This is a genomic window from Enterococcus sp. DIV1307a (assembly GCF_050537425.1).
Classification (GTDB): Bacteria; Bacillota; Bacilli; order Lactobacillales; family Enterococcaceae; genus Enterococcus; species Enterococcus faecalis.
Window position 1 is genome coordinate 1,364,941 of sequence record NZ_CP172914.1, and the last position, 23,729, is coordinate 1,388,669.

Consider the following 23,729-nt stretch of genomic DNA (forward strand, 5'->3'; position numbering starts at 1 on the left):
CCACTCCTTATCTATAAAATAACAGCTCAATAAAAAAGACCAAATCACACATGCACGTTTCAGCAAACACACTCAATATTTGCTCGTCGTGAATGTCCCTTTGATCTGATCTACGTAATAACTATGTTTCTCACGATAGAATAGCTGATTGAATTTATTTTTAATTTACCATTATTTAGAGGGATTATCAATGAATTAGGTAGAGCAACTCAGTGTTTTGTTACTAAAATCAGCAGTGAAAATAGTAGTTTACTACATTCACTGCTGATTTATTTGATTACAAGACTGGGGACAACAAGCGTGAAAAGTTTTGCTTGAATCGTAGCCAGTACCCTTGTTTTTTAATTATCTCGTCGGTTAGTAAGACACTTTTTTCTATATCTTCTTCAAAGACTTGCGCTAACATCCACGCAATGTCGGGATTGTAAATAAACGTACTTACCTCAAAATTCAATGAATAACTGCGAATATCTTGGTTTGTTGTCCCAACCATAGCTAATTCATCATCAATCACCATTGTTTTTGCATGAATAAACCCACTATCATAAATATAAATTTTAATGCCGCGTTTGTGTAAGTAATTTGCGTAATATTGTGTCGCGCGGTAAATAAAGGGATGGTCAGGCATACAAGGAATCATAATTCGCACGTCGACACCTGAACGAACCGCCACTAACAACGCATTAATCATACTATCATCAGGGATTAAATACGGTGTTTGAATCCAGACACTCTTTTCTGCAGAGAAAATCATCCGAACAAACCCGCTTTTCAAAATTTCTTCTTCTGAATCAGGACCATCTGAAACAACTTGTAAGGACAAATGCTCCACTTCATGATCTTCTGGTAATTTAAAATATTTTTCATGATACGTCATACGTTCTTCAGGATATTTGACTGAAGCATTCCAATCCATGATAAATATCTCTTGCAATGAAAATACGGCCGTCCCGACCAAACGAATATGGGTATCTCGCCAGTAACCAAATTTTTCGGTGCCATTCAAATATTGATCCCCAACATTGAACCCGCCGGTCCAGCCAATTTTCCCATCGATGACAACAATTTTTCGATGCAAGTGATAATTTAGACGTGTTTTACGGATCATATCACGAGAAGTAATAAAGGGAGCTACTTTTCCTCCAGCGTCAACGTAACGAGCAAAAAACTTTTTATTTGCGCCGGGTGAACCCCAAGGATCGTAAATTAAGTAAACTTCCACGCCTTCATGCAACTTTTCGATTAATACATCTAAAAATTGATTGCCAATTGTGTCATTAAAAAACGCATAATACTCCACATGAACGGTTTCTTTCGCTGCACGAATATCTTCAAATAATGCTTGGAATTTTTCTTGGCCATCTGTGAATAATTGCAAACTATTTCTTTTGGCCAACGGTGATGCGTCCATATTCCGGAAATAACGATTTAAAACTTTCGCATCATAAAGTAAATCATAACGTTTATCGCGCCCTGCTTTTTTGTTATCAACGTCCACTTTTTCTTTAATTCGTTGAACCATTTGTTTTTCATCATCAGACAATTTAAAAACTTCTTGTCCATCGATACCTCGCCCACAGAATAAGTAAATAATAAAGCCGATACCAGGCAAGAAAATCAACGTCATCATCCATGCTAAAACGCTGGAAATACTACGAGGTTTTCTAAAAACAGTAATTAAGGCAGCAATAACGTTAATTACTAATAAAAATAACAAAATCCAAACAAAAATTTTCATCGCTTACCTCCTTCTTACTTCATACTAAGATTATATCAAATAACAGTTAAATTAGGCGAATAATATGAGCGAGTATTCAAAAAAGAATTCATTTCTATAAGTGTTTCGCCTTTGATTCTCAGTTTTTCTGTACTATAATGAGGGCTGGATGTAAAGATTTTGAAAAGAGGTACTTATTTTATGGTCGTTGATTTGAAAATGTTAGCTATGATTTTTATCATTAATTTTGCGTATATTACCTTAAATACTATTCGTTTTATGTTAACGATGAAAGGTTATCGGGTTATTGCACCGCTGGTTAGTATGGCTGAAATAACAATTTATGTCTTAGGGCTGAGTATGGTTCTGAATCGGTTAGACAATCCTTTAAATTTACTTGTTTATGCGCTTGGTTACGCTGTTGGCATTAGTGTAGGAATTAAAATCGAAGACTATTTGGCCTTGGGTTATATTATGGTATCGGTTATCCTCCCTTCTACTACTGAACAATTTCATTTACCAGAAACACTTCGTGAACACGGCTATGGTGTTACGCAAAGTGTCGCCTACGGACGCGAAGGAGAACGAATGGTTTTAGAAATCCTTTCCCCAAGAAAAAACGAACGTACATTGTACAAATTAATCAATCAATTAGAGCCGAGAGCATTTATCATTTCCTATGAGCCTAAGTTCATTTCCGGTGGTTTTTGGACGAAAAAAGTTCGCAAAAGAAATGACGCCATTTCTCACTAAGAAGCGGCGCCATTTCTTGTTATTGATTTTTAGTTTACATAATAAAATTATCGTAACTTTAATTTATTCTAAGATAACTTAGAGAGTTCGTACCTAGTTGCTCAATCAATTGTTGCATAAAAACTAAGCGTTCGATGGCCGATCGGTTAGCAATTTTTTCATAATAAAATGCTAGAATATCCGACTGTGCTTCTAAAGGCTCGGCTTGTTCCGTTGCTACTGGTAAAAGGAGTTTTAAGTGGTCCTGGTCAATCGTAATCACTTGGGTCAAGTGCAAACTTTCTTGAAAAATATTAGGCACAGTACTGACTTTGCGGCCTCGCAGAGCTTGTTTAATGACTCTTCTCGCTTGCGAAAGATAGTATTCAGGATTTACGTCCCCTAGCAAGTCATATAAAGCGCTGAAGGCTTCTGGCAAGGATTGCTCTTTGCCCAAGTAATCAAAATAACGAGGCATTGTTGGAACCTCTGTCTTTTCTTTTTCAAGCGTAATTATAGATAGTTGTGCCGAGGCCAATCTTTGTTTTTGATAAAATGTGAGGCCACCGCTCACGCCAAAAAAATAGTCTTCCTCTTCTGGAAACACTTGTGGCCAAAAAGATTCAGCTAGCCAAAATAATTGCTCTGTTACAGTTCCTTTAAACTTAGGAAGTTCGTCTTCAGCCAAGGGCAAACTCGCAACTTCAGCTGCCGTATAAATAGGAAAATTCAAACGATATTGACGATTTTCCCGAATGATTAACTGACAATCAATCATTTCTGATAAAAATTGTTCTAACTTGGCTTCTGTTGCAAAGGCCGCTTTTAATTGTCTTAAAATGATTCTTTCTTCCCGATGTTCATACATAAAAGTAACAAGAGGGAAAAAAAGTGATTGGTTGAGCAAATGATTGTATTGTTTCGTTTGTTGCGGAGAATGATAGTAAATTGCTAAATCATTCATGTTAACGCCCCTTTACTATTGAAGCGCCTAAGCAACAAGGAATTTATCGCGTTGCTTAGGCGCTTACGGTTTTAGTTAAAGACTTCTGTTAATTGTGGTACTACTTGTTTTTTACGAGAAACAACGCCGGGTAAGAACGCACGATTGTTAACTAATGTTACATTGAACGCTGCTTCAATTTTGGCTTGTTCCGCACCAATCGCTAATAATTCAGAATCACTGTCTAGGATATTCGTAATAATTAAGACAAACAAGTCATAATTATTGGCTGCATTTTCTGCGGCCATAGCTGCTTCTAATTCAGCTTGACGATCTAAAACTTCTGCTAAATCGACGGTATTTACTTGGGCAACGCGAACTGTTTTGCCGTTCATTGGGAAGCTCTTAGCATCTAAATCTAAAAGGACTTCAGCTGATTTATCGCTTAAATTTGTTCCTGCTTTTAATAAGTCAAGACCATAGCCTTCTAAATTGATTTCAGCAATATCAGCTAGGGCGTGCGCTGCATCGATGTCTTCTTGTGTGCAAGTTGGTGATTTAAATAATAATGTATCAGAAATAATCGCTGAGACCATCATACCAGCAATTTGAGCTGGAATTGTCACGTTATTTTCTTTAAACATTTTATAGATGATTGTACTGGTACACCCTACTGGTTCTGCACGATAATACAATGGATCTGCTGTTTCGAAGTTGGCAATCCGGTGATGATCCACTACTGCTAAAATGTTTACTTCAGCGATATCTGAAATGCTTTGTTGGAATTCGTTATGATCCACTAACATGACTTGGTTTGTTTCGCTAGCTGCTTCAGTGACAACACGTGGTGCTTCAATATTAAAATAATCTAAGGCATATTGAGTTTCTTCACTTGGTGTTCCTAAAGCGACAGCTTCTGTCTCTTTTCCTAATTCTTTTTGTAAGTAAGCAAAACTAATTGCTGCTCCGATAGCATCTGTATCAGGATTTTGGTGTCCAAAAACTAAAATTTTTGACATAATACACACTCCTTGGTTTTGATTCACTCTTAATGATAACAAAAAATAGAAAAGAAACAACAAAAAAATTGTCTTCTTTTCTATTTTTTCGTTTGTTAACGTGCTAGATAACCTTGATAGTCCTCGACATGTAGTAGTTTTTTCGCATTTTCAACACGATCATTTTTAGGAGGCTCAATTCCTTCTAATGGATAAGGAATACCTAGTTCTTCCCATTTGTACTTGCCCATCGTATGGTAAGGAAGCACTTCAACTTTATCTACATTGTTTAATGTTTTTATGAAGGCATCCAGACGGATTAAATATTCGTCGTAATCACTACGTTGAGGCACCAATACGTGGCGAATCCAAACAGGTTTGTCAATTTCAGATAAATAGGTAGCCATCTCTAAAATATTATCATTTGATTGCGTTGTTAACAGTTTATGTTGCTCGTTATCAATATGTTTGATGTCAAATAAGAGTAAATCTGTATACTTCATCAATTCATCAAATTGACTAATGAAGGGTTCTTCCCGAGTAAAAGGCTTGCCACACGTATCTAAGGTTGTATGAATGCCTTGTGCTTTGGCTTTTTTAAATAAATCGATCAAAAAGTCCATTTGCAATAGCGGCTCACCACCACTGACAGTGATACCACCCTTTTCGCCCCAATAAGAGCGAAAACGTAATGCTTCCTCTAATACTTCGTCAGTCGTCACCACACGACCACCGGAACCAATTTTCCAAGTATCTGGATTATGACAGAATTGACATCTCATGCGACACCCTTGTGTAAATACGATAAAACGGACACCTGGGCCATCAACGGTACCAAAATTTTCTGTTGAATGAATTCTACCTGTAACTGGTGTTGTCATAATGATCCCTCTTCTTTCAAACGAAAAGGATGACACGTTAAATGTCACCCTTTCAGTTAAATAATGTAAATGTTTTTTATAGTCTGTCGTGTGAAGTTCTTGAAATAACGTCTGCTTGTTGTTCAGGAGTTAAGTCACGGAATTTCACGGCATATCCAGATACACGGATAGTTAAGTTTGGATATTTTTCTGGATGTGCTTGTGCATCTAATAATAATTCGTTTGTAAATACGTTTACGTTTAAGTGGTAACCACCTTTATCGAAGTAGCCATCTAATACGTTACGTAAGTTGTTAATTCTTGTATCGTCGTCTTTACCTAAACCATTAGGGTTGATGGTTTGTGTATTAGAAATACCATCTAAAGCGATTGTATATTCTAAACGAGCTGTTGAGTTTAATGAAGCTAACAAGCCATTTTTCTCACCTAAGAATTTACCGTCTTGATAACTTGGGTTCGCACCTGGTGCAAGAGGTTTGCCGGCACGACGTCCGTCAGGCGTGTTCCCTGTTGCTTTACCATAAACAACGTTTGAAGTGATTGTTAATAATGAAGTCGTTGGTTTAGAGTTACGGTATGTGTGTTGACGTTTAATTTGTGTCATAAAGTAATCTAAAATCCAGTTAGCCATTGCATCGGCTTCTTCGTTATCGTTTCCGTATGTTGGGAATTCTTTTGTTGGTACATAATCAATTGCCATACCATCTTCGTCACGGATTACTTCTACTTCACCGTGTTTAATTGCCATGATACTATCAGTCGCATGAGAGATTCCGGCAATACCAGTTGCGAATGTCCGTTGTAAATCAGTATCCATTAAAGCTAATTGTGGTGCTTCATATGCATATTTATCATGCATGTAATGAATAATATTTAATGTGTTAACGTACAATTCAGCTAACCAGTCTAAGATGTCTTTATAGCGTTCCATGAATTCGTGGTAATCTAATTTGTCACCAGTCATTGGACGATATTTTGGTGCTACTTGCATTTTAGTTTTTTCGTCGACTCCGCCGTTAATTGCATAAAGAACAGCTTTCGCTAAGTTCGCACGAGCGCCGAAGAATTGCATATCTTTACCCATAACTGTTGCAGAAACACAACATGCGATTGCGCAGTCGTCAGAACCCCAGTTTTCACGTAATAAGTCATCGTTTTCAAATTGGATAGATGAGCTTTCTTTCGCGATTTTAGCTGCATATGTTCTGAAGCCTTCTGGTAAGTGAGAAGAATACAATACAGTTAAGTTCGGTTCTGGAGATGGTCCCATGTTTGTTAAGGTGTGTAAGATACGGAAGTCATTTTTGGTAACTAATGAACGACCGTCAATACCCATACCAGCAATAGATAATGTTGCCCAAATTGGATAACCAGAGAATAATTGGTTGTATTCTGGTGTCCGTGCAAATTTAACCATACGTAATTTCATGATTAAATGGTCAATCATTTCTTGTGCTTCAAATTCAGTGATTAAACCAGCTTCTAAGTCACGTTGGATATAGATGTCTAAGAATGCTGAGATACGACCAATTGACATTGCCGCACCATTTTGAGATTTAATGGCACCTAGGTAACCAAAGTATAACCATTGGATTGCTTCTTGCGCATTTGCAGCAGGACGAGAAATATCGAAACCATAAGAAGCAGCCATTTGTTTTAAGTCATTTAACGCACGGTATTGTTCAGAAATTTCTTCACGTAAGCGAATAACATCGTCTGTCATTTCTTTGTTACCAGTGTTATCATGATCTTTTTTCTTTTGTTCCATTAAGTAGTCGATACCATATAATGCGATACGACGATAGTCACCGATAATACGGCCACGGCCATAAGCATCTGGAAGACCAGTAATGATTTTGTTTTTACGTGCTAAACGCATTTCAGCTGTGTAGGCATCAAAAACACCTTGGTTATGTGTTTTTCTGTATTCTGTGAAGATTTTTGTCATTTCTTCGTCAGTTTCATAACCATTTGAAACTAAGGCATTGTTCGCCATTTTAATACCACCGAATGGCATAAATGCTTGTTTTAATGGTACATCTGTTTGTAAACCGACAATTTTTTCTTCTTCTTTGATTAAGTAACCAGGTTCATGTGACGTAATAGTTGCTGGGATATCGCTATCCATGTCATAAACGCCATTTTTTTCATGTTGGATTTCAAATAATTCTTGTAGTTTTGTCCATAATTTGTCAGTGCTCGGAGCGATTGGTTCTAAGAAACTGTCGTCGCCTTTGTACTCTGTGTAGTTGTTTTGAATAAAATCACGAGTGTCAACGCTTGTTCTCCATTTGTCGCCTTTAAAGCCTTCCCATTGTTTCATGAAGTGTTTGCCTCCTTAGTTAACTGCTACTTGATTGTATGTAACAGCTTTATGTGATTAGTATAACACATAACCTTTTAGATGCAAGCGTTTTTTTATTATTTATTGCACTTTCTTAATAAATAAATGAGGAGAAAAGATTCTAAATGCTGATATATAAACATTTATACTTGTGAAAATAAGAACGATTTATAGTTGTTATCACTTGTGAAAAATGTACTTCTGTATTAAAAACAGCAGCCATCTGTATTAATACAGATGGCTGCTGTGGAGATATTTATAACACAGTTTAGTTTGTTTGTTCTTCTTCAATCACTGCAGAATGCATCTCGTGGACTTCCATTACTTGGCCATCTTTTTGTTCATCGATGACAAAGGAACCGTTGGATGTTCGTTCACTGATTGGATAGTTTTTCGACTGAATAACTTCTTGTGTGCCTTTTTGCGTAGTAACTAATAAATCTAAATCGGTACTTTCAGACATAAAGACAACACGATGTGGATTTTTCTTCAATTCCCGTAAGACCATTAATCCACGTTTTGCTCGTCCTAATTGTGTTAATTCTTGGGCTAACATGCGTTTAACACCGCCACGTTGGGTAACGATGACAATCGGTGTATCCCCTTCAGAATGAACCAGCAAACCATTAACGACATAATCGTCTTCTTTGAGGTTCATTGATTTAACTCCAGCCGCTTTACTACCCACGACTGGTACTTCATATAATGGATAACGTAAGCCAAAACCGCGATTGCTAACGAGGAAAACATCCAATAAGTCTTGATCATTTGTTAAATAAACATTGGTAATTTCATCTTGGTCTGATTTTAATTTCATACAAGATGTCGGGCGGCTCTTATAAGTGCGCCAAGGCTCAAAATCAGCCATTTTGGTTTGTTTAATCATGCCAGCTTTTGTAATGAAAACAAAGGTTTTTGTCGGACTTAACTCTTTATAAGGATATACAGCAATAATCGATTCATCGATAGCAAGATTTAAAATGGTTTGAGAAATATGTTCGCCAATTTCTTTCCAGCGTAAATCTGGCAACTCATGGACGGGGCGATAGATCATATTCCCTTTATTTGTTACTAGTAAAAGATGATCTAATGTATTGACTTCGCCAGCATATAATAAAAAGTCGCCTTCTTTCATGCCGATTTCTTCTGGTTTTGATGCTGTATAAGAACGAATACTACTCCGCTTGATATAGCCTTCGTGCGTCACGGTTACGACCACGTCTTCCTGCGCAACTAACACGGCTGTTTCAATCTTGATTTCTTGGATTTCCTCTTCAATTTGAGTTAAGCGCGGATTGCCATATTGCTTTTTAACTTCGCGAAGTTCTTTTTTCATGACTGAGAATAGTTCTTTTTCATTGTTTAAAATGTTCAATAACTCAGCAATTTGTTGTTCTAAAGTTTTCGCTTCTTCTTGTAAATCAGTAATATCCGTATTGGTTAAACGGTATAGCTGTAAAGTAACGATTGCTTCAGCTTGTTCTTCAGTAAACGCATAGTCGGATACTAAGTTCTTCTTCGCATCTTTTTTATCTTTACTGCCACGGATTGTTGCAATCACTTTATCTAAGATAGACAATGCTTTAATTAAACCAGCAACAATGTGCTCACGTTTGCGAGCTTTGTCCAACTCAAATTGACAACGGTTAATGATAACTGATTTGCGATGCGTAATGTAACTTTCTAAAATCCGTTTTAGGCCCACTTGTTGCGGGGTCATGTTGTCGATGGCTACCATGTTAAAGTTGTAATTGATTTGCAATTCAGTGTTTTTAAATAGATAATTTAAAATACCTTCTGCATTGACATCTTTTTTTAGTTCAACAACAATTTGCAAGCCAGTTCTGTCACTTTCGTCACGAACTTCGGCAATGCCGTCTACTTTTTTATTTAAACGGATTTCATCCATCTTCTTCACTAGCGTTGCTTTGTTGACTTCATAAGGAATTTCAGAAATGACAATTTGTTGTTTGCCGCCTTTTAAAGGCTCAATCTTTGTCTTCGCACGTAAAATTACTTTACCACGGCCGGTTTCGTAGGCTTTTTTAATTTCTGCTTTTCCTTGTAGAATCCCACCTGTTGGGAAATCTGGTCCTGGAATGTATTCCATTAATTTCTCTAAACTTGCATTAGGATGATCAATTAAATACACAGTTCCATCAATGATTTCCGCTAAATTATGCGTAGGAATTTCTGTTGCATAGCCTGCTGAAATCCCCGTTGAGCCGTTTACCAATAAATTAGGATATTTGGCTGGTAAAACAGTGGGTTCTTTTTCTGTATCGTCAAAATTCCAGACGAAATCGACGGTATTTTTGTCGATATCTTTTAACAACTCACCACTTAACTGTGATAAACGAGCTTCTGTATAACGCATCGCCGCTGGTGGGTCGCCATCCATACTTCCGTTGTTTCCGTGCATTTCAATTAGTACTTCCCGTAATTTCCAGTCTTGACTTAGACGCACCATCGCTTCATAAATACTGCTGTCGCCATGGGGATGATAATTCCCCATAATGTTTCCGACAGATTTTGCTGATTTACGAAAGCCTTTATCAAAGGTATTGCCGTCTTTATTCATTGAAAAGAGAATGCGGCGTTGTACTGGTTTTAGCCCATCTCGAATATCTGGTAGGGCCCGTTCTTGAATGATGTATTTGGAATATCTTCCAAAACGATCGCCCATTACTTCTTCAAGGGTTAATTCTTGAACTTCTTGGCGTTTTTCCAAAATTGTCACTCCCTACTCTATGTCAAACAAACTGATTTCAGTGTCATCGGTTTGTTCTGCTTCTTTTGTTTTTTCCGCATCTAAAAGACTTTCTCCTGTTGGTGCAGAAGTGTCTTCTTCTGAACGATCTAAAATACTGCCATCTTCTTCCAACGTAAATTGAACATGTTGTTCAATCCATTTTCGACGAGGTTCGACTTTGTCGCCCATTAATGTGGTCACACGGCGTTCTGCTTGAGCTGCATCATCAATCCGAACACGAATTAAGGTTCTAGTTTCAGGATCCATCGTTGTTTCCCAAAGTTGTTCTGCATTCATTTCCCCCAGACCTTTATAGCGTTGGAGCATATAGCCTTTACCAACTTTATCAATCACTTCTGCCAATTCACCATCGGTCCAAGCATACTCAATGACTGATTTTTTTCCAGTTCCTTTAGAGACTTTATAAAGTGGTGGTAAGGCAATGTAGACTTTGCCGGCTTCAATTAATGGTTTCATATAACGATAGAAGAACGTTAATAGCAACACTTGAATATGGGCACCATCGGTATCCGCATCGGTCATGATGATGATTTTATCATAATTACAATCTTCAATTGAAAATTCAGGACCAACGCCTGCGCCAATCGTATAGATCATAGTATTGATTTCTTCGTTTTTCAAGATGTCTTGCATTTTCGCTTTTTCCGTATTAATGACTTTTCCTCGTAGCGGTAAAATGGCTTGGAATTTCCGGTCGCGCCCTTGTTTTGCTGAGCCACCGGCCGAGTCTCCTTCGACAAGATATAGTTCATTTTTCTTAGGATTTCTGGATTGAGCCGGTGTTAATTTTCCAGAAAGTAACGATTCACCTTTTTTCCGTTTTTTACCGTTCCGGCTTTCTTCACGGGCTTTACGAGCCGCTTCACGGGCTTCACGGGCTTTAATCGCTTTCCGAATTAATGATTGACTCATTTCACTGTTTTCTTGTAAATAGAAGCCCATTTGTTCGCCTACGACGTTATCGACAACGGTTCTTGCTAAAGGTGTACCTAATTTTCCTTTGGTTTGGCCCTCAAACTGTAGTAAGTTTTCTGGTACTCGAATAGAAAGGACGGCTGCTAAGCCTTCACGGAAGTCGCTACCTTCTAAATTTTTATCTTTTTCTTTTAATAGTCCCACTTTCCGTGCATATTCATTGTACGCCTTCGTCATTGACGTTTTCATACCGACTTCGTGGGTACCGCCATCTTTTGTGCGGACATTGTTAACGAAAGATAAAACATTTTCAGAATAGCCATCGTTGTATTGGTAAGCTAATTCAACTTCAATACCTTCTTTGGCTCCTGAAAAATAAACAACGGGTGTTAATGTATCTTTTTCTTCATTTAGATAGGCAACAAATTCTTTAATACCTTCTTCGTAGTGGAAGACTTCTTCTTTGGGTTCTTCCCCACGTTCATCTGTTAAAGTAATTTTGACGCCTTTTAATAAGAAAGCTGATTCTCTCAAACGTTCTGCTAAAATTTCGTAAGAAAAATTTGTCGTAGAGAAAATGGTGTCGTCAGGTAAAAAAGTAACGGAGGTACCGTTGCGTTTTTTTGTTTTGCCGATTTTTTTTAAGGTACCAACTGGTTTACCGCCGTCCTCAAATCGTTCCATGTATTCTACGCCATCACGAACAATATGAACTTCTAACCACTTAGATAAGGCATTAACAACACTGGCACCTACCCCATGGAGTCCGCCTGAAGTTTTATAGCCACCTTGGCCAAACTTACCACCCGCATGTAAGACAGTAAAAATTACTTCTACTGTTGGGATACCAGAAGCATGCATCCCTGTTGGCATTCCGCGGCCAGAGTCTGCAACACAAATACTATTATCTTTTTGGATAGTTACGTTGATTTCATTCCCGTAGCCAGATAACGCTTCATCGACTGCGTTATCGACAATTTCATAGACTAAGTGATGGAGTCCACGGCTATCGGTTGAACCGATATACATACCAGGTCTTTTCCTCACTGCTTCCAATCCTTCTAGGACTTGGATAGAGGCATCATTGTACTCATTGTTAATTTTTTTAGCCAAAGAAAAAACTCCTTATACTTAGATTCTCGTTTAGTTAATAAGCGTACATTAACTATTTCTTAAAGAATTAGAAGAAGAGTGAGCCGGTTTCTTGCGTTTTCCGTTCGCTCCTTCTAAAACCATCATTACAATAATACTCTATCTGGGTCAAAAAAAAAAGAGCTTTCCGTTCAGGACGCTCTTTCTTTATAAAATTACACGTGTTTATTCAGCATCTGCCATTTTTGCCAATTCAATTTTAATACAACGGTCCATAATAACTTGACGACCTTCATTTAATAACAAGTTCGCTGCCTCTTCGTTTTCCAAACCTAGTTGGGCCCAAAAGACAGGCGCTTCTGTTTTCAATGTTTCTGCGGCCACTTCTGGCAAAAATTCACTCCGCCGAAAGACGTCAACAATATCAATCTTTTCAGGAATCTCTGTTAATGTCCCATAAACCGTTTCGCCAAGCACCGTTTCACCTTTTAAAACTGGATTGACAGGCAATACACGATAGCCATGTTGCTGTAAAATTTCCGCAATTTTGTAACTTGTGCGGTCGGGCTTGTTACTCAAACCAACCACCGCAATATTTTTTGCTTGTTTTAAAATATCAAAAATTTGATTTTGACTTGGATTCTCAAATGTCATTCACTCAACCCCTTTTTTCGTTCTTATTTATTATAACGCTGAGTAAAGGGTTTTGGCAAAATTATTCTCTGACTGCCGATAAAATAATTATTGGCTTTGCCAATCTGCTGGATAAGTCACGTAGACAAAGCGGGCATCACCCGTCACTGAAAATTGAATTTTGCTACTTTTCGGGATTAAAATAATTTCGCCGGCTGTTGCAGAAATTTTACGTCCGTCAATCAGTATATCTAATTGTCCTGAAATAATATAATCAATTTCATCGTATTCTAGTGTCCAGTCGAAGGTGGTATCTTTCATCACCATTAAACCGCAACCAAGGCGCGGACTTTCTTCTAAAGAAAACAGATCTTTTGTGTAAACAATGTCCGCTGGGTTGCCTGTATCTAAGCGGTCGTCTTCTGTTACGTCGATTTCGGGTAATTTGATGGACATAATTCCACTTGGATCCACTTGTTTAGTCGGCATTAATTTTTCTGTGACAATTTGTCGAACAAGCGTTTCAATCATTTCACGATTTAATTCTGTCATATTTACACCTCATTATTTCACTTCTGTTTCGGGTTTCCCTAGCATTCGATTTGCCATAAAGATAGCCACAAAAATGGCGGTAATCCCTCCAACTAATTTGCCAACAATCATTGGAAAAATCATTTCTTTTGCTACGCCTGCAGTAAAACCAAGGTGGTCACCTAAAACGAAAGAAGCCGAAACAGCAAAAGCGATATTAATAATTTTCCCTCGATTATCCATGTCTTTTAACATTTGGAACATGGGAATATTGTTAGCTAATGTAGCAACCATTCCTGCAGCCGCTACTTCATTCATTCCTAAAACTTTTCCTAGTTTCATCAATGGTTTATTAAAGACTTTCGTAATCACAGCTACTAAACAGAAAGCGCCAGCTAAAGTTAAAGCAATCCCGCCAACGACTTCAATTCCTTCAGTAACTGGTGCAATGCCAGGAATCACTGTAATTCCTAATAATAGTTGAATCGCCCCCACAACTAAACCAAAGATAGCGACAATCACTACGCCTTGACCAAAAATTTGGAAGCCTTTAATCATGCCCTTTGGCGCTAACCATAAACCTAAAATAATTAAAGCGGCAACAATAATAATTGGAATTAAGTTAGGAATAATCAATGACAATGGCATGCCAGCTGTTAAACCACCTGCTAATAAACCAAAAGGAATTGTAATAATCCCGCTCAAAACACCTGTTGCTAAGAATTGTTGGTCGTCTTTTTGGATAATGCCAAGCGCTACTGGAATTGTAAAGACTAACGTTGGTCCCATCATTGCACCTAAGATTGCCCCCGCAAATAAACCAGCTTGCGGATCATTGGCTAATTGTTGCGCTAACGCAAAGCCGCCCATATCATTGGCCAATAAGGTTGTGGCAAACATTGCTGGATCAGCCCCTAGTAATTCATAGACAGGAACGACAATCGGACTTAAAAGATTGGCTAAGACAGGCGCTAAAGTGATAATCCCTACCATAGAAAGCGCTAGAGAACCCATAGCCATAATCCCTTCCTCAAATTGCTCCCCTAAACCTAGTTTGTTGCCAATACATTTATCGATTCCTCCAATAATCATGAAAAGAACCATAATATACATAATAATTTCATTAATGCTCATGTCTCGTCCTCCCTATTCTTCCTCTGTAGAATCAATGACACCAACAATCATTGCATCAATTGGGACATTCGGATCTTCTGCCGAAATACGGGCAGCATTGCCTTGACTAATTAACACTTTGTCCCCGACACCAGCTCCAGCGTTGTCAGCAGCAATTAAAAATCCTTGCTTTTCGTCCTCTTGATTCAAAATATCAACCATCATAAATTTCCAGCCATTTAATTTTTCATCTTTTCTTGTTGACCAAAGGCTACCAGTCACTTTTCCTAAAAGCATCGTTTTTCCTCCTTACGTCAGCAATTGATGTTTCCTAGCATAATCTTTCGCTAACGGGGTTAAATAGGCGTTTTTACTTAAAGAAACACCTGATTCTGTCATTCTTATCAATTGTTTTTCAGTAATGTAGGTTCGTTTGGTCTCAGCCAAAGAACGAAGTTGTTTTTGACAGGCCGCCTGAAACACAGCGTAATTTTCTGAATCATGATAAAAAATCAGCCCAAACTGTTGGCACATGTCCACGTTTTCCTGAATCGTTTGTTTCAAACGATACTTCAATCGTGAATTTTTACTCACTGAAGGTATTGGGGTTAAAACCAATACCGGCTTACCTTCAAATAAGAATGCTAAGATGTTTTTGACTAATTCATCCGTTTCCTGTAAATGCGCAATCGCATTTACTTGGGAAATCGTTAGCCTCTTTACAACCAAGCCTCGTGCTAGCTTCTGCTCCTTGGTTACCCAATTTACATCAGGAAAACGAACAAACATTTCTTCAGGAAATGCTTCTTTTGCTTCTGCTAAAGCCACTGAATAAGACGACGACAGCAATTGTTGACAAATTTGATCAGTAATCTGTTGAATCAAATTTTCCATTTCAGAAACGTTCATTGTCCTTCCTCCTTTTACTTAAGAATATAGCCACGAGCTCCTTTGGTTAAGCCGCAAGCGTTGGCTTCATCGTAGTCAATGTGCATGTACGTTGCAAATCGCGGACTGATTCGTACAACTACATCATCAAAGATTAACGGACGTGTGCCTTCCACTTTGACTTGCACAATTTGGCTATTGCTTACTTTATTTTTTAAGGCATCTTCTGGTGTCATGTGAATATGACGTTTGGCAACAATTAAGCCGTGACTTAATGTCACAACTGCTGATCCGTTCATCAGCGTGACGCCAGGTGTCCCTTCTGTCTTGCCACTCTCTCTAACTGGGGCATTAATTCCTAAAATACGCGTATCCGTCATAGAAACTTCGACTTGTGATTCGCTACGTTCAGGGCCTAAAATAACCACATTTTGAAAAAGTCCTTTAGGTCCAGCAACCGTAATTCGTTCTTTACAAACGAACTGTCCAGGTTGTGATAAATCTTTCACTTTTGTTAGTTGATATCCTGGTCCAAATAATGCATCAATCTCTTGACGAGACAAATGAACATGTCGGCCAGATGCTTCAACTTCAAAAGTATTTTGTTGTTGTTGCTGAATTCGTTTAACAACTTCTTCAACAATTTCATTCATTGAATCCAATTTGTTCATCTCCTAGTTTCGTGATATTTCAGCCATGGTGCTAATTAATTCTGTAGCCCAAGATTGAAAAAGGCCGAACAGTTGTGATTCTCCTTTTAACTGGAGAATAATTTTATCTAGTTGTAATTGAATTTCTTTTGAGGAATAGCGCCATTGTCTCTGTTGGTTAGTTAGAATAGTTACCTTTGATTCCGAAATGACTGGTTCCATTACAATCGACTGTTCTAAAATAAACTTCTCTAACCACTGTTGTTGTTGTTCGAAATATAACCAACCTTCTGTTGATAACGCTTCATTCGTTAAGAAAGGCAAATACAATAGATGGCTTAAGTGCCGAATCTCATAAATTGTTTCTTTTGATAAATGTTCTTGTTTTTGTTTTTGTGAGGAGGCCTTCACTGAATGAACCTCAGAAAGCAATGGGTTTGTTGAAGAGAAGCTGCTATTAATCCGATGCTCGCGTAGATAGCTTTTGGCGGCTGGCGTCAGAAAACTGCCTACAGGAAACACAAAATCCGTGCCATCTTCTAGTTCTTTTTTAAGCCTTTTGTTGCGAAGCATATCTTCTGTAATAACTGTCATAACACCCCTCCTCAATGAAAGTTTAGGACAGAAGTAATGAACCTACCTCTGCCCCAAAAAATCAAAATTATAATTCAGTTGTTGCGTGTGGTAAAATAGCGTCTACTTCTGTATGTGGACGTGGAATTACATGGACAGATAATAATTCACCAACACGTTCTGCTGCAGCAGCACCAGCATCTGTTGCTGCTTTTACAGCACCAACGTCACCGCGAACCATTACTGTAACTAAACCGCCACCGACTTGTTCTTTTCCAATTAAAGTAACGTTTGCCGCTTTCACCATTGCATCAGCTGCTTCAACAGCACCTACTAAACCACGAGTTTCGATCATTCCTAAAGCATTTGTACTTGACATTATAATTTCCTCCTAAGATGTATGTTTTATTTTTAAAAATTTGGGACAATTATCAATTTGACTTAGGTCCCAAACCCTAAATCCAATAATTTATTTGTTTTACTCTTACTCGCTCGTTTCTTGTTAGTTTAAGCGAGCTAAAACTTGAGCCACCACGGCATTTACTAGTTCTTCTTGATTGGTTGTTTCGCAAGAAGTAGCCACAGATGTGGTTGATGTTTGACCAAATTCTTGACGAATCTCTTCTAAATCACGCACGCCATAAGCAACACGACGTAAATTGAACAGATTTTCAACCCCAATATTATCAGAAGTTGAGCTGCCACCAACTGCGCCACAACCTAGTGTTAATGCTGGCACTAAGTTAGTTGAAGCACCAATTCCGCCAAGTGTACCAGAGGTGTTAACAAGCAAACGAGAGACGGGTTTTCTTAAGCCAAATTCACGAATGACTTCTTTGTTTTCTGTGTGAATACCCATCGTATGACCCGCACCTTCACCTTTCAAAATTTCAATTGATAACGCGCAAGCTGCTTCCCAGTTTTCAACTGTATAGAAAGCAATAATCGGTGCCAATTTTTCTCTTGAAAATGGATATTTCAAGCCTACATGTGTTTCCTCGGCAACAATTAAGCGGCGATCTTTTGGAATAGATAAACCGACTAATGAAGCAATATGTTGAACGGAACGTCCTACGATTTGCGGGTTCATTGTACCGTTTGGTCGTAAAATAAATTTAGCTAATTTGTCGGCTTCGGCTGGACTTAAGAAATACGCTCCCTGCTTAATTAACTCTTCTTTGACCGCTTCACGGTTGACAGTTTCAACAATAATTGATTGTTCCGATGCACAAATTGTACCGTTATCGAAAGTTTTTGAATCCATTATTTGTTTCACTGCATGGGGAACATTTGCACTTCGTTCGATGTAGGCTGGTCCATTACCAGGCCCGACACCGATTGCTGGTGTTCCAGAAGAGTACGCTGCTTTAACCATTGCGTTTCCACCAGTAGCTAAAATTAAATTTGTTTCTTTATTTTTCATTAATTCGCTGGTCGCTTGCATGGTTGGCGTTTTGATGACCGAGACACAACCTTCTGGTGCCCCTGCAGCAATAGCCGCTTTTTGGATAATTTCCACTGTTTCAATAATCGATTTCAACGCATTGGGATGTGGTGAAAAAACAATGCTGTTGGCCGCTTTTAATGAAATTAATGCTTTGTAAATGACTGTTGATGTCGGGTTGGTAGAAGGAATTAATCCTGCAATTACACCAACTGGGACAGCAATTTCAGTGACTTTTTTGGCAGCGTCATCATGGATCACACCAACTGTAGCTTTGTCCTTCATTTCGTCATATACTACTTTTGAAGCGAAAGCATTTTTGATGATTTTATCTTCATAAATACCAAATCCTGTTTCTTCATTGGCCATTTTCGCTAACTTTTCTCGTTGGTTAAACGTAGCCTCTGAAACTGCTTGGACAATCGCATCGATTTGTTTTTGCGAAAATGTTGCTAATACTTGCTGTGCCTCTTTGGCTTTTCTGATTAAATTTCTTGTTTCTTGGATGGAACGTAAGTCTTTATCTACTAATTCCACTCGTCTTCACTTCTTTCTATTTCAGCCATGATTGCTTGAATTAAAGCTTCTTTATTGGCAAATTTAATCTCACTTTTCTTTAAACTACTTAGGTTCATTTTGTAGGCTTGTTTGCGTAAATCAACCACGCGTTGTGTTTCTAATTTTTGGCGTGTGCCAGTGTGTTCTTCCAAATCTGGTGTTTCAATCTCTTCTTCAATTACTTCTATTTGTTCCATCGGTTCAGGTGCTGACTTGGGTTCTTGATCTGATAAAATTACTTCCGTTTGAGCATCAACCCGTGAGATCACATGATGAGCAATTAAACAATTTAATTCTTTAGCTACTTCCGTGCCTACTTCAACGGCAGCTTGAACCGCGGCAACGTCACCAATCAGTTCCACAGTTGTTAAACCGCCATTAATAATTTCAGCTTTTAACAAAGTAACGTCGGCGGCTTTCAATGCCGCATCGGCCACACTAATGGCACCTAAAAATCCTTTGACTTCGACCATTCCTAATGCTTTCATTCAGGTCACATCCTTAATAACTCAACGGATTGTCAGCGATATTTTGAATGACTTGTTCAAACGCACTGCAAGCAGCTTTACATGCAGATTGACTACCTGTCAATAAAGCGCCGCCAAAGTTCGTTTCAGAAGGTGGGCCATAAAAGACACCCATTTGAACATCGGCAGCTTTCATTGCTGCATCTAAACCAACCATTGCTTCTAGCGGTGGTGCAATCAGATAAGCAATCGCTTCACCTTCAGGAATATTCGCTTGTTCAGATAAAAAGCTACCCGTTCTTGACACTACATGTGCAAAATAAACAATGCTGTCATCTTCGTTAGCACTATAGAAGCTGGCTTCTTCTTCAATGACTTGCGTAATGACACTCAAGCCACTATTGACTTCGGCAGGACTCGGACCAGCAATAATGCCAATCACTTCACCGGCTAATTTGGTTGAAGCATTTGCTGCGCCAGCATACATACTTTTACCGTAAACTACAGTAACATCGGCGGCTTTGGTTGCTTCATCTAATGCAACATAAGTGACATCATCACAATCGGAAGTAACAATTCCTAATGAGCGATGTTCTGGTTTCAATGATAATTCTTTTGCTAATGCCGGATCGACATTGGGAATGACTTTCATACTTAGGACATTTGCGCCTAGACGATCATTTTTCATGAGAAATCCTCCTTTATTCAGCTTCTTTTAAATCAATACCAGATTTTTTCTTGTCTAACATTTTTTTAATAATTTCGGCAATGTAGGCCCCTGCTTCAACAGCCGGTGTCCCACCTTTGTGAATATTTGAAATAACTGTCCGCCGTGCTTCTGGCATACCGACAGTTGGTTTGTAAGCAATGTAGGCACTCATAGATTCAGCTGTTACTAAACCAGGACGTTCGCCAACTAGCAAGCAAACAACATCAGCGTCAGTGATTTCACCAATTTTATCCATTGCTGGCACGCGACAATATTTAACAAAAACTACATTGTCGAAATCTAAGTTGTACATGTTTAATCCTTGTTTAATTGCTGGTAGGACTTCTTTAATATTCGCTTCGATAGCAGCTGAACTAAGGCCATCCCCTACGACCATTTGGATTTTGGCTTTTGGTGTCGTATTTTTCCGAATGATTTCACTATTTTCTTCATCAAATTGACGACCATAATCTGGACGTGTTAAATATTCATCTTTACTGTTACAGATTGTTTTTGTAGAAATAAAATTCATTTCTTTTACCAAGTCTTCGCTTACGTCTGAAAAGACCGCATCTTGTGCTGCCGCATGGTCCGCTCGGAAACGTAATGTTGAACTAGTCATATAACGTGTCCCTGCACGACCAACGCCTAAACGAGCTGGCGAGAAAGCTTTCATTTTTAATAGTGCTTCAGGATCAACGGCATTTTTCAATAGTAATTGTTTACGTAAATCTACTTCAGTAATGTCAGGAATTAGGCCTTCTTCAATTTCTGTCGTTTCAGTGACGTGTGTTGTGACTGGTTTTTCTTCAGCAGTCACAGTGGCAGTCGAAACCGCTTGATTGTCAGCGACCATTTCTGTTAAAATTCCGGCAATCATTTCTTTTAATTCTTTTTCGTTCATTTGTATTCTCACCTCGTTTATTTAATAAATACAGATGCATCGCCAGCGCGACTTGTTAATTTTCCGTTTTCCATTAAGCCCATTTTTTCCATCCATTCTTCAAATTCTTTAATTGGACGTAAGCCTAATGTTTCACGAATCGTCGCAGTTTCATGGAACCCAGTTGTTTGATAATTTAACATGACATCATCGCCATGAGGAATCCCCATGATATACGTACAACCAGCTGTTGCTAATAACATTGCTAAGTTTTCCATATCATTTTGATCAGCTTTCATATGGTTGGTGTAGCAGACATCACAGCCCATTGAAATTCCAGTTAATTTGCCCATGAAATGATCTTCTAAACCAGCGCGGATGACTTGTTTTGAATCGTAAAGATATTCTGGTCCAATAAAGCCGACAACGGTATTTACAATATACGGATCAAATTTTTTGGCTAAGCCATAACAACGCGCTTCCATTGTGACTTGGTCTGCGCCAAAGTTCGCTTCAGAAGAAAGTTCTGAGCCTTGACCTGTTTCAAAATACATCACATTAGGACCAGCTGCTTGACCACTGTGAAGCGCTAAATCTTGTGCTTCAGCTAAAATTTCTGCATTTAAACCAAATGCTGTGTTCCCTTTTTCTGAACCAGCGATGGATTGAAAGACTAAGCCAGTTGGCGCGCCTTGACGCATGGCTTCCATTTGTGTCGTTACGTGAGCAAGCACGCAAGTTTGTGTTGGAATTTCCCATTCGCTGCGGAACTCTTCAAATTTGTTTAAGATCCGTTTAACACTTTCTGTAGAATCATCAACAGGATTCAAACCAATTAACGCATCACCGGCGCCATAAGAAAGACCTTCCATAACTGATGCCATAATGCCATCGACATTATCGGTTGGATGGTTCGGCTGTAAACGATTTGAAAAAGTTCCGGGACGGCCAATTGTTGTGTTGGCGGTTTTTTCAATATTGATTTTTTTTGCGCCAACAATTAGATCCATGTTGGACATTAATTTACAGACAGCAGCAATCATTTCAGAAGTGAGTCCACGGGAAATTCGTTTGATATCAAAATCGGTTGTTTCCGAAGATAAGATAAATTCGCGTAATTCTGCAACTGTCCAATGTTTAATACTTTCAAAAATTCGCATATTGACTTGATCAATAATAATGCGCGTCACTTCGTCTTCGTCATAATCAACAACGGGATTGTTAAACAAGTCATTTAAGGACAATTCCGATAAAACGACTTTTGCTGCCACGCGTTCTTCGGCTGAATTAGCAGCTACGCCAGCTAACTTGTCGCCAGACTTTTCTTCATTGGCTTTGGCTAAGACTTCTTTAACGGATGTAAATTGATAGACTTTGCCAAATAGTTTGGTTTTTAAAATCATCTTTGTGTCGCTCCTTTTTAATTAAATACTAAGGTCTTAACAATGACTGGAAGGACGGCTCCTTCTGCCACTGGTAAACCGATATCTACATAATCACCGTTTTCTACTTTGACCGAATCAAGACAGATAAACGGATAGTCTTTTGGCAGATGGGCACTTAAGGCATGCCCTAAAGCTTTCGCCATGTCTTCATCCACCATAACAATAATGGGAATTTGTTCAGCAACTAAACTAGCTAATCCTTCCACAATCCCTTGACCGTAGCGTTGAATATCAGCAAATGTTGGATTGCTCATGCCTCTAATTGCTAGGGCAATCTGGGGTGTTTCTTCAATACGATGCCAATTGAGTTTTTCTTGGATTCGCTGGCCTAATTCTGTCACAGTAAGGGTTTCATCCTCTTGCGCTAATTTTAGAATTGGGATATTTTTTACCGGCAAAATTTGCTCACGGTAAGCGATCGTACTTCCGCTAATTTCAGCAGTATGTGAACCTGCTCCGACGACCGTCGCTCGGATTGTTTCTGCGCTTTCTAAGACTTCTTTTTCCGAAAAAATCAGTGACTTTCTCAAGTATTTCCCTAAAAGTAAGCCGATGTCCCCATATTTAAAGAGATTCGTACTTGTCGTATTTAAGCAATCAGCCACACCACCAGAAAATGTTACAATTGGTAATTCCTCAGCTTTTCGTAGTGGATGGTTGGTTACTAATAACTGGTAGAACGGACTTTGTGTCCCCAAGCCAATGCTATTTTCTAACACGGCAACTAATTCCGAAATAATTGGCAGTAAGTTTTGTTCGGTGGCTTGGTCACCAAGGTGCAAGGTTAGCCCTTTTTTATTTATAATTTCTTGAATCTTCGGAGCTATATAGGTGATTTTTTGTTGTTGATCTAATTTAATTAAGCGTCCGCCAATGTCAAAACAAGCCGTGTCAATCACTTCGCCATCTTTAAAGACAGCTAAATTTGTCGTTCCACCACCAATGTCTAAATTAACCACTGGTTTGCGTTTCGTTTCAGAATAGGTTTGAGCCCCAGCGCCTTTCCCGGCAATGATACTTTCTAAATCAGGTCCAGCCGTAGCAACGACAAAATCACCTGCATAGCCACTAAGTGCTCGTAGCACATTGTTGGCATTGCTTTTTCGAGCAGTTTCACCTGTGATAATTACCGCACCCATTTGAATATCTTGTTTATGAATACCTGCTTGGCGATATTGCTCCGCTACAAACGCTTTGATAGGTTCTGCATCAATTTCTGATTGGTTAAGTAAGGGTGTAAAGATAATGTCACTTCGGTAAATGACTTTTTTATCAGAAATGCTGATACGTGGTACTGTAAACGCAGAGGCAAAATTTTCAACAGTTAATTCTGACAAGACTAATTGGGTTGTAGACGTCCCTAAATCAATCCCTACGGTTAAAAGTGTTTCCTTCGACATCGCCTGACTCGCCTCCTTTTGCATACAAAAAGGCACTTAA

Annotated in this window: 22 protein-coding genes; 1 reads left to right on the forward strand and 21 read right to left on the reverse strand. The window is 38.6% G+C overall.

The window, feature by feature from the left end:
* Positions 1 to 277: 277 nt before the first annotated feature.
* On the reverse strand, positions 278 to 1,738 hold the full coding sequence (gene cls / locus IGL90_RS06640; RefSeq protein ID WP_048736819.1) for a cardiolipin synthase: 1,461 nt from the start codon (positions 1,736 to 1,738) through the stop codon (positions 278 to 280).
* A gap of 180 nt (positions 1,739 to 1,918) precedes the next feature.
* On the opposite strand from cls, the gene IGL90_RS06645 reads away from it, so the two are divergent.
* Complete coding sequence (locus tag IGL90_RS06645) at positions 1,919 to 2,470, forward strand: DUF2179 domain-containing protein (RefSeq protein WP_002361848.1); 552 nt, start codon at positions 1,919 to 1,921, stop codon at positions 2,468 to 2,470.
* A gap of 58 nt (positions 2,471 to 2,528) precedes the next feature.
* Here IGL90_RS06645 and IGL90_RS06650 read toward each other — a convergent pair whose 3' ends face one another.
* The 20 genes from IGL90_RS06650 to eutA all read right to left on the reverse strand — a co-directional run bounded on the left by IGL90_RS06650 (position 2,529) and on the right by eutA (position 23,713).
* Positions 2,529 to 3,413, reverse strand: coding sequence for a DUF1803 domain-containing protein (locus tag IGL90_RS06650; protein WP_002379467.1), 885 nt, complete (start codon positions 3,411 to 3,413; stop codon positions 2,529 to 2,531).
* Positions 3,414 to 3,484: 71 nt separating this feature from the next.
* Positions 3,485 to 4,411 carry a manganese-dependent inorganic pyrophosphatase gene (locus tag IGL90_RS06655; protein ID WP_002360265.1) on the reverse strand — a complete coding sequence of 309 codons (927 nt, stop codon included), beginning with the start codon at positions 4,409 to 4,411 and terminating at the stop codon, positions 3,485 to 3,487.
* 95 nt (positions 4,412 to 4,506) lie between these two features.
* The gene (gene pflA / locus IGL90_RS06660; RefSeq protein WP_002357530.1) at positions 4,507 to 5,271 is read right to left on the reverse strand and encodes a pyruvate formate-lyase-activating protein; all 765 of its coding nucleotides are present in this window, start codon (positions 5,269 to 5,271) and stop codon (positions 4,507 to 4,509) included.
* A 76-nt stretch (positions 5,272 to 5,347) separates the two neighbouring features.
* Complete coding sequence (pflB, locus tag IGL90_RS06665) at positions 5,348 to 7,594, reverse strand: formate C-acetyltransferase (RefSeq protein ID WP_002357529.1); 2,247 nt, start codon at positions 7,592 to 7,594, stop codon at positions 5,348 to 5,350.
* A gap of 289 nt (positions 7,595 to 7,883) precedes the next feature.
* On the reverse strand, positions 7,884 to 10,346 hold the full coding sequence (gene parC, locus IGL90_RS06670) for a DNA topoisomerase IV subunit A (RefSeq protein ID WP_002357527.1): 2,463 nt from the start codon (positions 10,344 to 10,346) through the stop codon (positions 7,884 to 7,886).
* Positions 10,347 to 10,358: 12 nt separating this feature from the next.
* Entirely contained in the window at positions 10,359 to 12,416 is a 2,058-nt protein-coding gene (parE, locus tag IGL90_RS06675) for a DNA topoisomerase IV subunit B (RefSeq protein WP_002381887.1), read from the reverse strand.
* Positions 12,417 to 12,620: 204 nt separating this feature from the next.
* Positions 12,621 to 13,049, reverse strand: a complete 429-nt coding sequence (locus IGL90_RS06680; protein WP_002365680.1) for a CoA-binding protein — start codon at positions 13,047 to 13,049, stop codon at positions 12,621 to 12,623.
* A gap of 87 nt (positions 13,050 to 13,136) precedes the next feature.
* Entirely contained in the window at positions 13,137 to 13,580 is a 444-nt protein-coding gene (locus tag IGL90_RS06685) for an ethanolamine utilization protein EutQ (protein WP_002357522.1), read from the reverse strand.
* Positions 13,581 to 13,592: 12 nt separating this feature from the next.
* Positions 13,593 to 14,693 carry an ethanolamine utilization protein EutH gene (gene eutH, locus IGL90_RS06690; protein ID WP_002357520.1) on the reverse strand — a complete coding sequence of 367 codons (1,101 nt, stop codon included), beginning with the start codon at positions 14,691 to 14,693 and terminating at the stop codon, positions 13,593 to 13,595.
* 12 nt (positions 14,694 to 14,705) lie between these two features.
* A complete protein-coding gene (locus tag IGL90_RS06695; RefSeq protein ID WP_002357519.1) occupies positions 14,706 to 14,969 on the reverse strand; it encodes a EutN/CcmL family microcompartment protein in 264 nt (87 codons plus the stop codon).
* 12 nt (positions 14,970 to 14,981) lie between these two features.
* A complete protein-coding gene (locus IGL90_RS06700) occupies positions 14,982 to 15,581 on the reverse strand; it encodes a TIGR02536 family ethanolamine utilization protein (RefSeq protein ID WP_002382339.1) in 600 nt (199 codons plus the stop codon).
* A 14-nt stretch (positions 15,582 to 15,595) separates the two neighbouring features.
* Positions 15,596 to 16,231, reverse strand: coding sequence for an ethanolamine utilization phosphate acetyltransferase EutD (gene eutD, locus IGL90_RS06705; protein WP_002357516.1), 636 nt, complete (start codon positions 16,229 to 16,231; stop codon positions 15,596 to 15,598).
* Between the two features lie 3 nt (positions 16,232 to 16,234).
* Positions 16,235 to 16,804, reverse strand: coding sequence for a hypothetical protein (locus tag IGL90_RS06710; RefSeq protein ID WP_048736822.1), 570 nt, complete (start codon positions 16,802 to 16,804; stop codon positions 16,235 to 16,237).
* Between the two features lie 67 nt (positions 16,805 to 16,871).
* Positions 16,872 to 17,162 carry a BMC domain-containing protein gene (locus IGL90_RS06715; protein ID WP_002357513.1) on the reverse strand — a complete coding sequence of 97 codons (291 nt, stop codon included), beginning with the start codon at positions 17,160 to 17,162 and terminating at the stop codon, positions 16,872 to 16,874.
* A 123-nt stretch (positions 17,163 to 17,285) separates the two neighbouring features.
* Positions 17,286 to 18,764 carry an acetaldehyde dehydrogenase (acetylating) gene (locus tag IGL90_RS06720; protein ID WP_002357511.1) on the reverse strand — a complete coding sequence of 493 codons (1,479 nt, stop codon included), beginning with the start codon at positions 18,762 to 18,764 and terminating at the stop codon, positions 17,286 to 17,288.
* A complete protein-coding gene (locus tag IGL90_RS06725; protein ID WP_048736824.1) occupies positions 18,755 to 19,273 on the reverse strand; it encodes a BMC domain-containing protein in 519 nt (172 codons plus the stop codon). Before IGL90_RS06725 ends, IGL90_RS06720 begins: the two co-directional genes overlap by 10 nt.
* A 13-nt stretch (positions 19,274 to 19,286) precedes the next feature.
* Positions 19,287 to 19,940, reverse strand: coding sequence for an ethanolamine utilization microcompartment protein EutL (gene eutL / locus IGL90_RS06730; RefSeq protein ID WP_002357509.1), 654 nt, complete (start codon positions 19,938 to 19,940; stop codon positions 19,287 to 19,289).
* 13 nt (positions 19,941 to 19,953) lie between these two features.
* A complete protein-coding gene (gene eutC / locus IGL90_RS06735; RefSeq protein ID WP_002363986.1) occupies positions 19,954 to 20,865 on the reverse strand; it encodes an ethanolamine ammonia-lyase subunit EutC in 912 nt (303 codons plus the stop codon).
* 17 nt (positions 20,866 to 20,882) lie between these two features.
* Entirely contained in the window at positions 20,883 to 22,247 is a 1,365-nt protein-coding gene (locus IGL90_RS06740; RefSeq protein ID WP_002357506.1) for an ethanolamine ammonia-lyase subunit EutB, read from the reverse strand.
* A gap of 17 nt (positions 22,248 to 22,264) precedes the next feature.
* The gene (eutA, locus tag IGL90_RS06745) at positions 22,265 to 23,713 is read right to left on the reverse strand and encodes an ethanolamine ammonia-lyase reactivating factor EutA (protein ID WP_016617362.1); all 1,449 of its coding nucleotides are present in this window, start codon (positions 23,711 to 23,713) and stop codon (positions 22,265 to 22,267) included.
* Positions 23,714 to 23,729: the final 16 nt, after the last annotated feature.

Excerpts from the sequence above, each read along its gene's own strand:
- IGL90_RS06715 (WP_002357513.1), bottom strand. The coding sequence starts at position 17,162 with ATGTCAAGTACAAATGCTTTAGGAATGATCGAAACTCGTGGTTTAGTA.
- eutC (WP_002363986.1), bottom strand. The coding sequence starts at position 20,865 with ATGAACGAAAAAGAATTAAAAGAAATGATTGCCGGAATTTTAACAGAA.
- eutA (WP_016617362.1), bottom strand. The coding sequence starts at position 23,713 with ATGCAAAAGGAGGCGAGTCAGGCGATGTCGAAGGAAACACTTTTAACC.
- IGL90_RS06685 (WP_002357522.1), bottom strand. The coding sequence starts at position 13,580 with ATGACAGAATTAAATCGTGAAATGATTGAAACGCTTGTTCGACAAATT.
- eutH (WP_002357520.1), bottom strand. The coding sequence starts at position 14,693 with ATGAGCATTAATGAAATTATTATGTATATTATGGTTCTTTTCATGATT.
- IGL90_RS06695 (WP_002357519.1), bottom strand. The coding sequence starts at position 14,969 with ATGCTTTTAGGAAAAGTGACTGGTAGCCTTTGGTCAACAAGAAAAGAT.
- eutD (WP_002357516.1), bottom strand. The coding sequence starts at position 16,231 with ATGAACAAATTGGATTCAATGAATGAAATTGTTGAAGAAGTTGTTAAA.
- IGL90_RS06700 (WP_002382339.1), bottom strand. The coding sequence starts at position 15,581 with ATGAACGTTTCTGAAATGGAAAATTTGATTCAACAGATTACTGATCAA.
- IGL90_RS06710 (WP_048736822.1), bottom strand. The coding sequence starts at position 16,804 with ATGACAGTTATTACAGAAGATATGCTTCGCAACAAAAGGCTTAAAAAA.
- IGL90_RS06650 (WP_002379467.1), bottom strand. The coding sequence starts at position 3,413 with ATGAATGATTTAGCAATTTACTATCATTCTCCGCAACAAACGAAACAA.
- IGL90_RS06680 (WP_002365680.1), bottom strand. The coding sequence starts at position 13,049 with ATGACATTTGAGAATCCAAGTCAAAATCAAATTTTTGATATTTTAAAA.
- pflB (WP_002357529.1), bottom strand. The coding sequence starts at position 7,594 with ATGAAACAATGGGAAGGCTTTAAAGGCGACAAATGGAGAACAAGCGTT.
- IGL90_RS06740 (WP_002357506.1), bottom strand. The coding sequence starts at position 22,247 with ATGATTTTAAAAACCAAACTATTTGGCAAAGTCTATCAATTTACATCC.
- IGL90_RS06725 (WP_048736824.1), bottom strand. The coding sequence starts at position 19,273 with ATGAAAGCATTAGGAATGGTCGAAGTCAAAGGATTTTTAGGTGCCATT.
- cls (WP_048736819.1), bottom strand. The coding sequence starts at position 1,738 with ATGAAAATTTTTGTTTGGATTTTGTTATTTTTATTAGTAATTAACGTT.
- eutL (WP_002357509.1), bottom strand. The coding sequence starts at position 19,940 with ATGAAAAATGATCGTCTAGGCGCAAATGTCCTAAGTATGAAAGTCATT.
- IGL90_RS06645 (WP_002361848.1), top strand. The coding sequence starts at position 1,919 with ATGGTCGTTGATTTGAAAATGTTAGCTATGATTTTTATCATTAATTTT.
- IGL90_RS06655 (WP_002360265.1), bottom strand. The coding sequence starts at position 4,411 with ATGTCAAAAATTTTAGTTTTTGGACACCAAAATCCTGATACAGATGCT.
- pflA (WP_002357530.1), bottom strand. The coding sequence starts at position 5,271 with ATGACAACACCAGTTACAGGTAGAATTCATTCAACAGAAAATTTTGGT.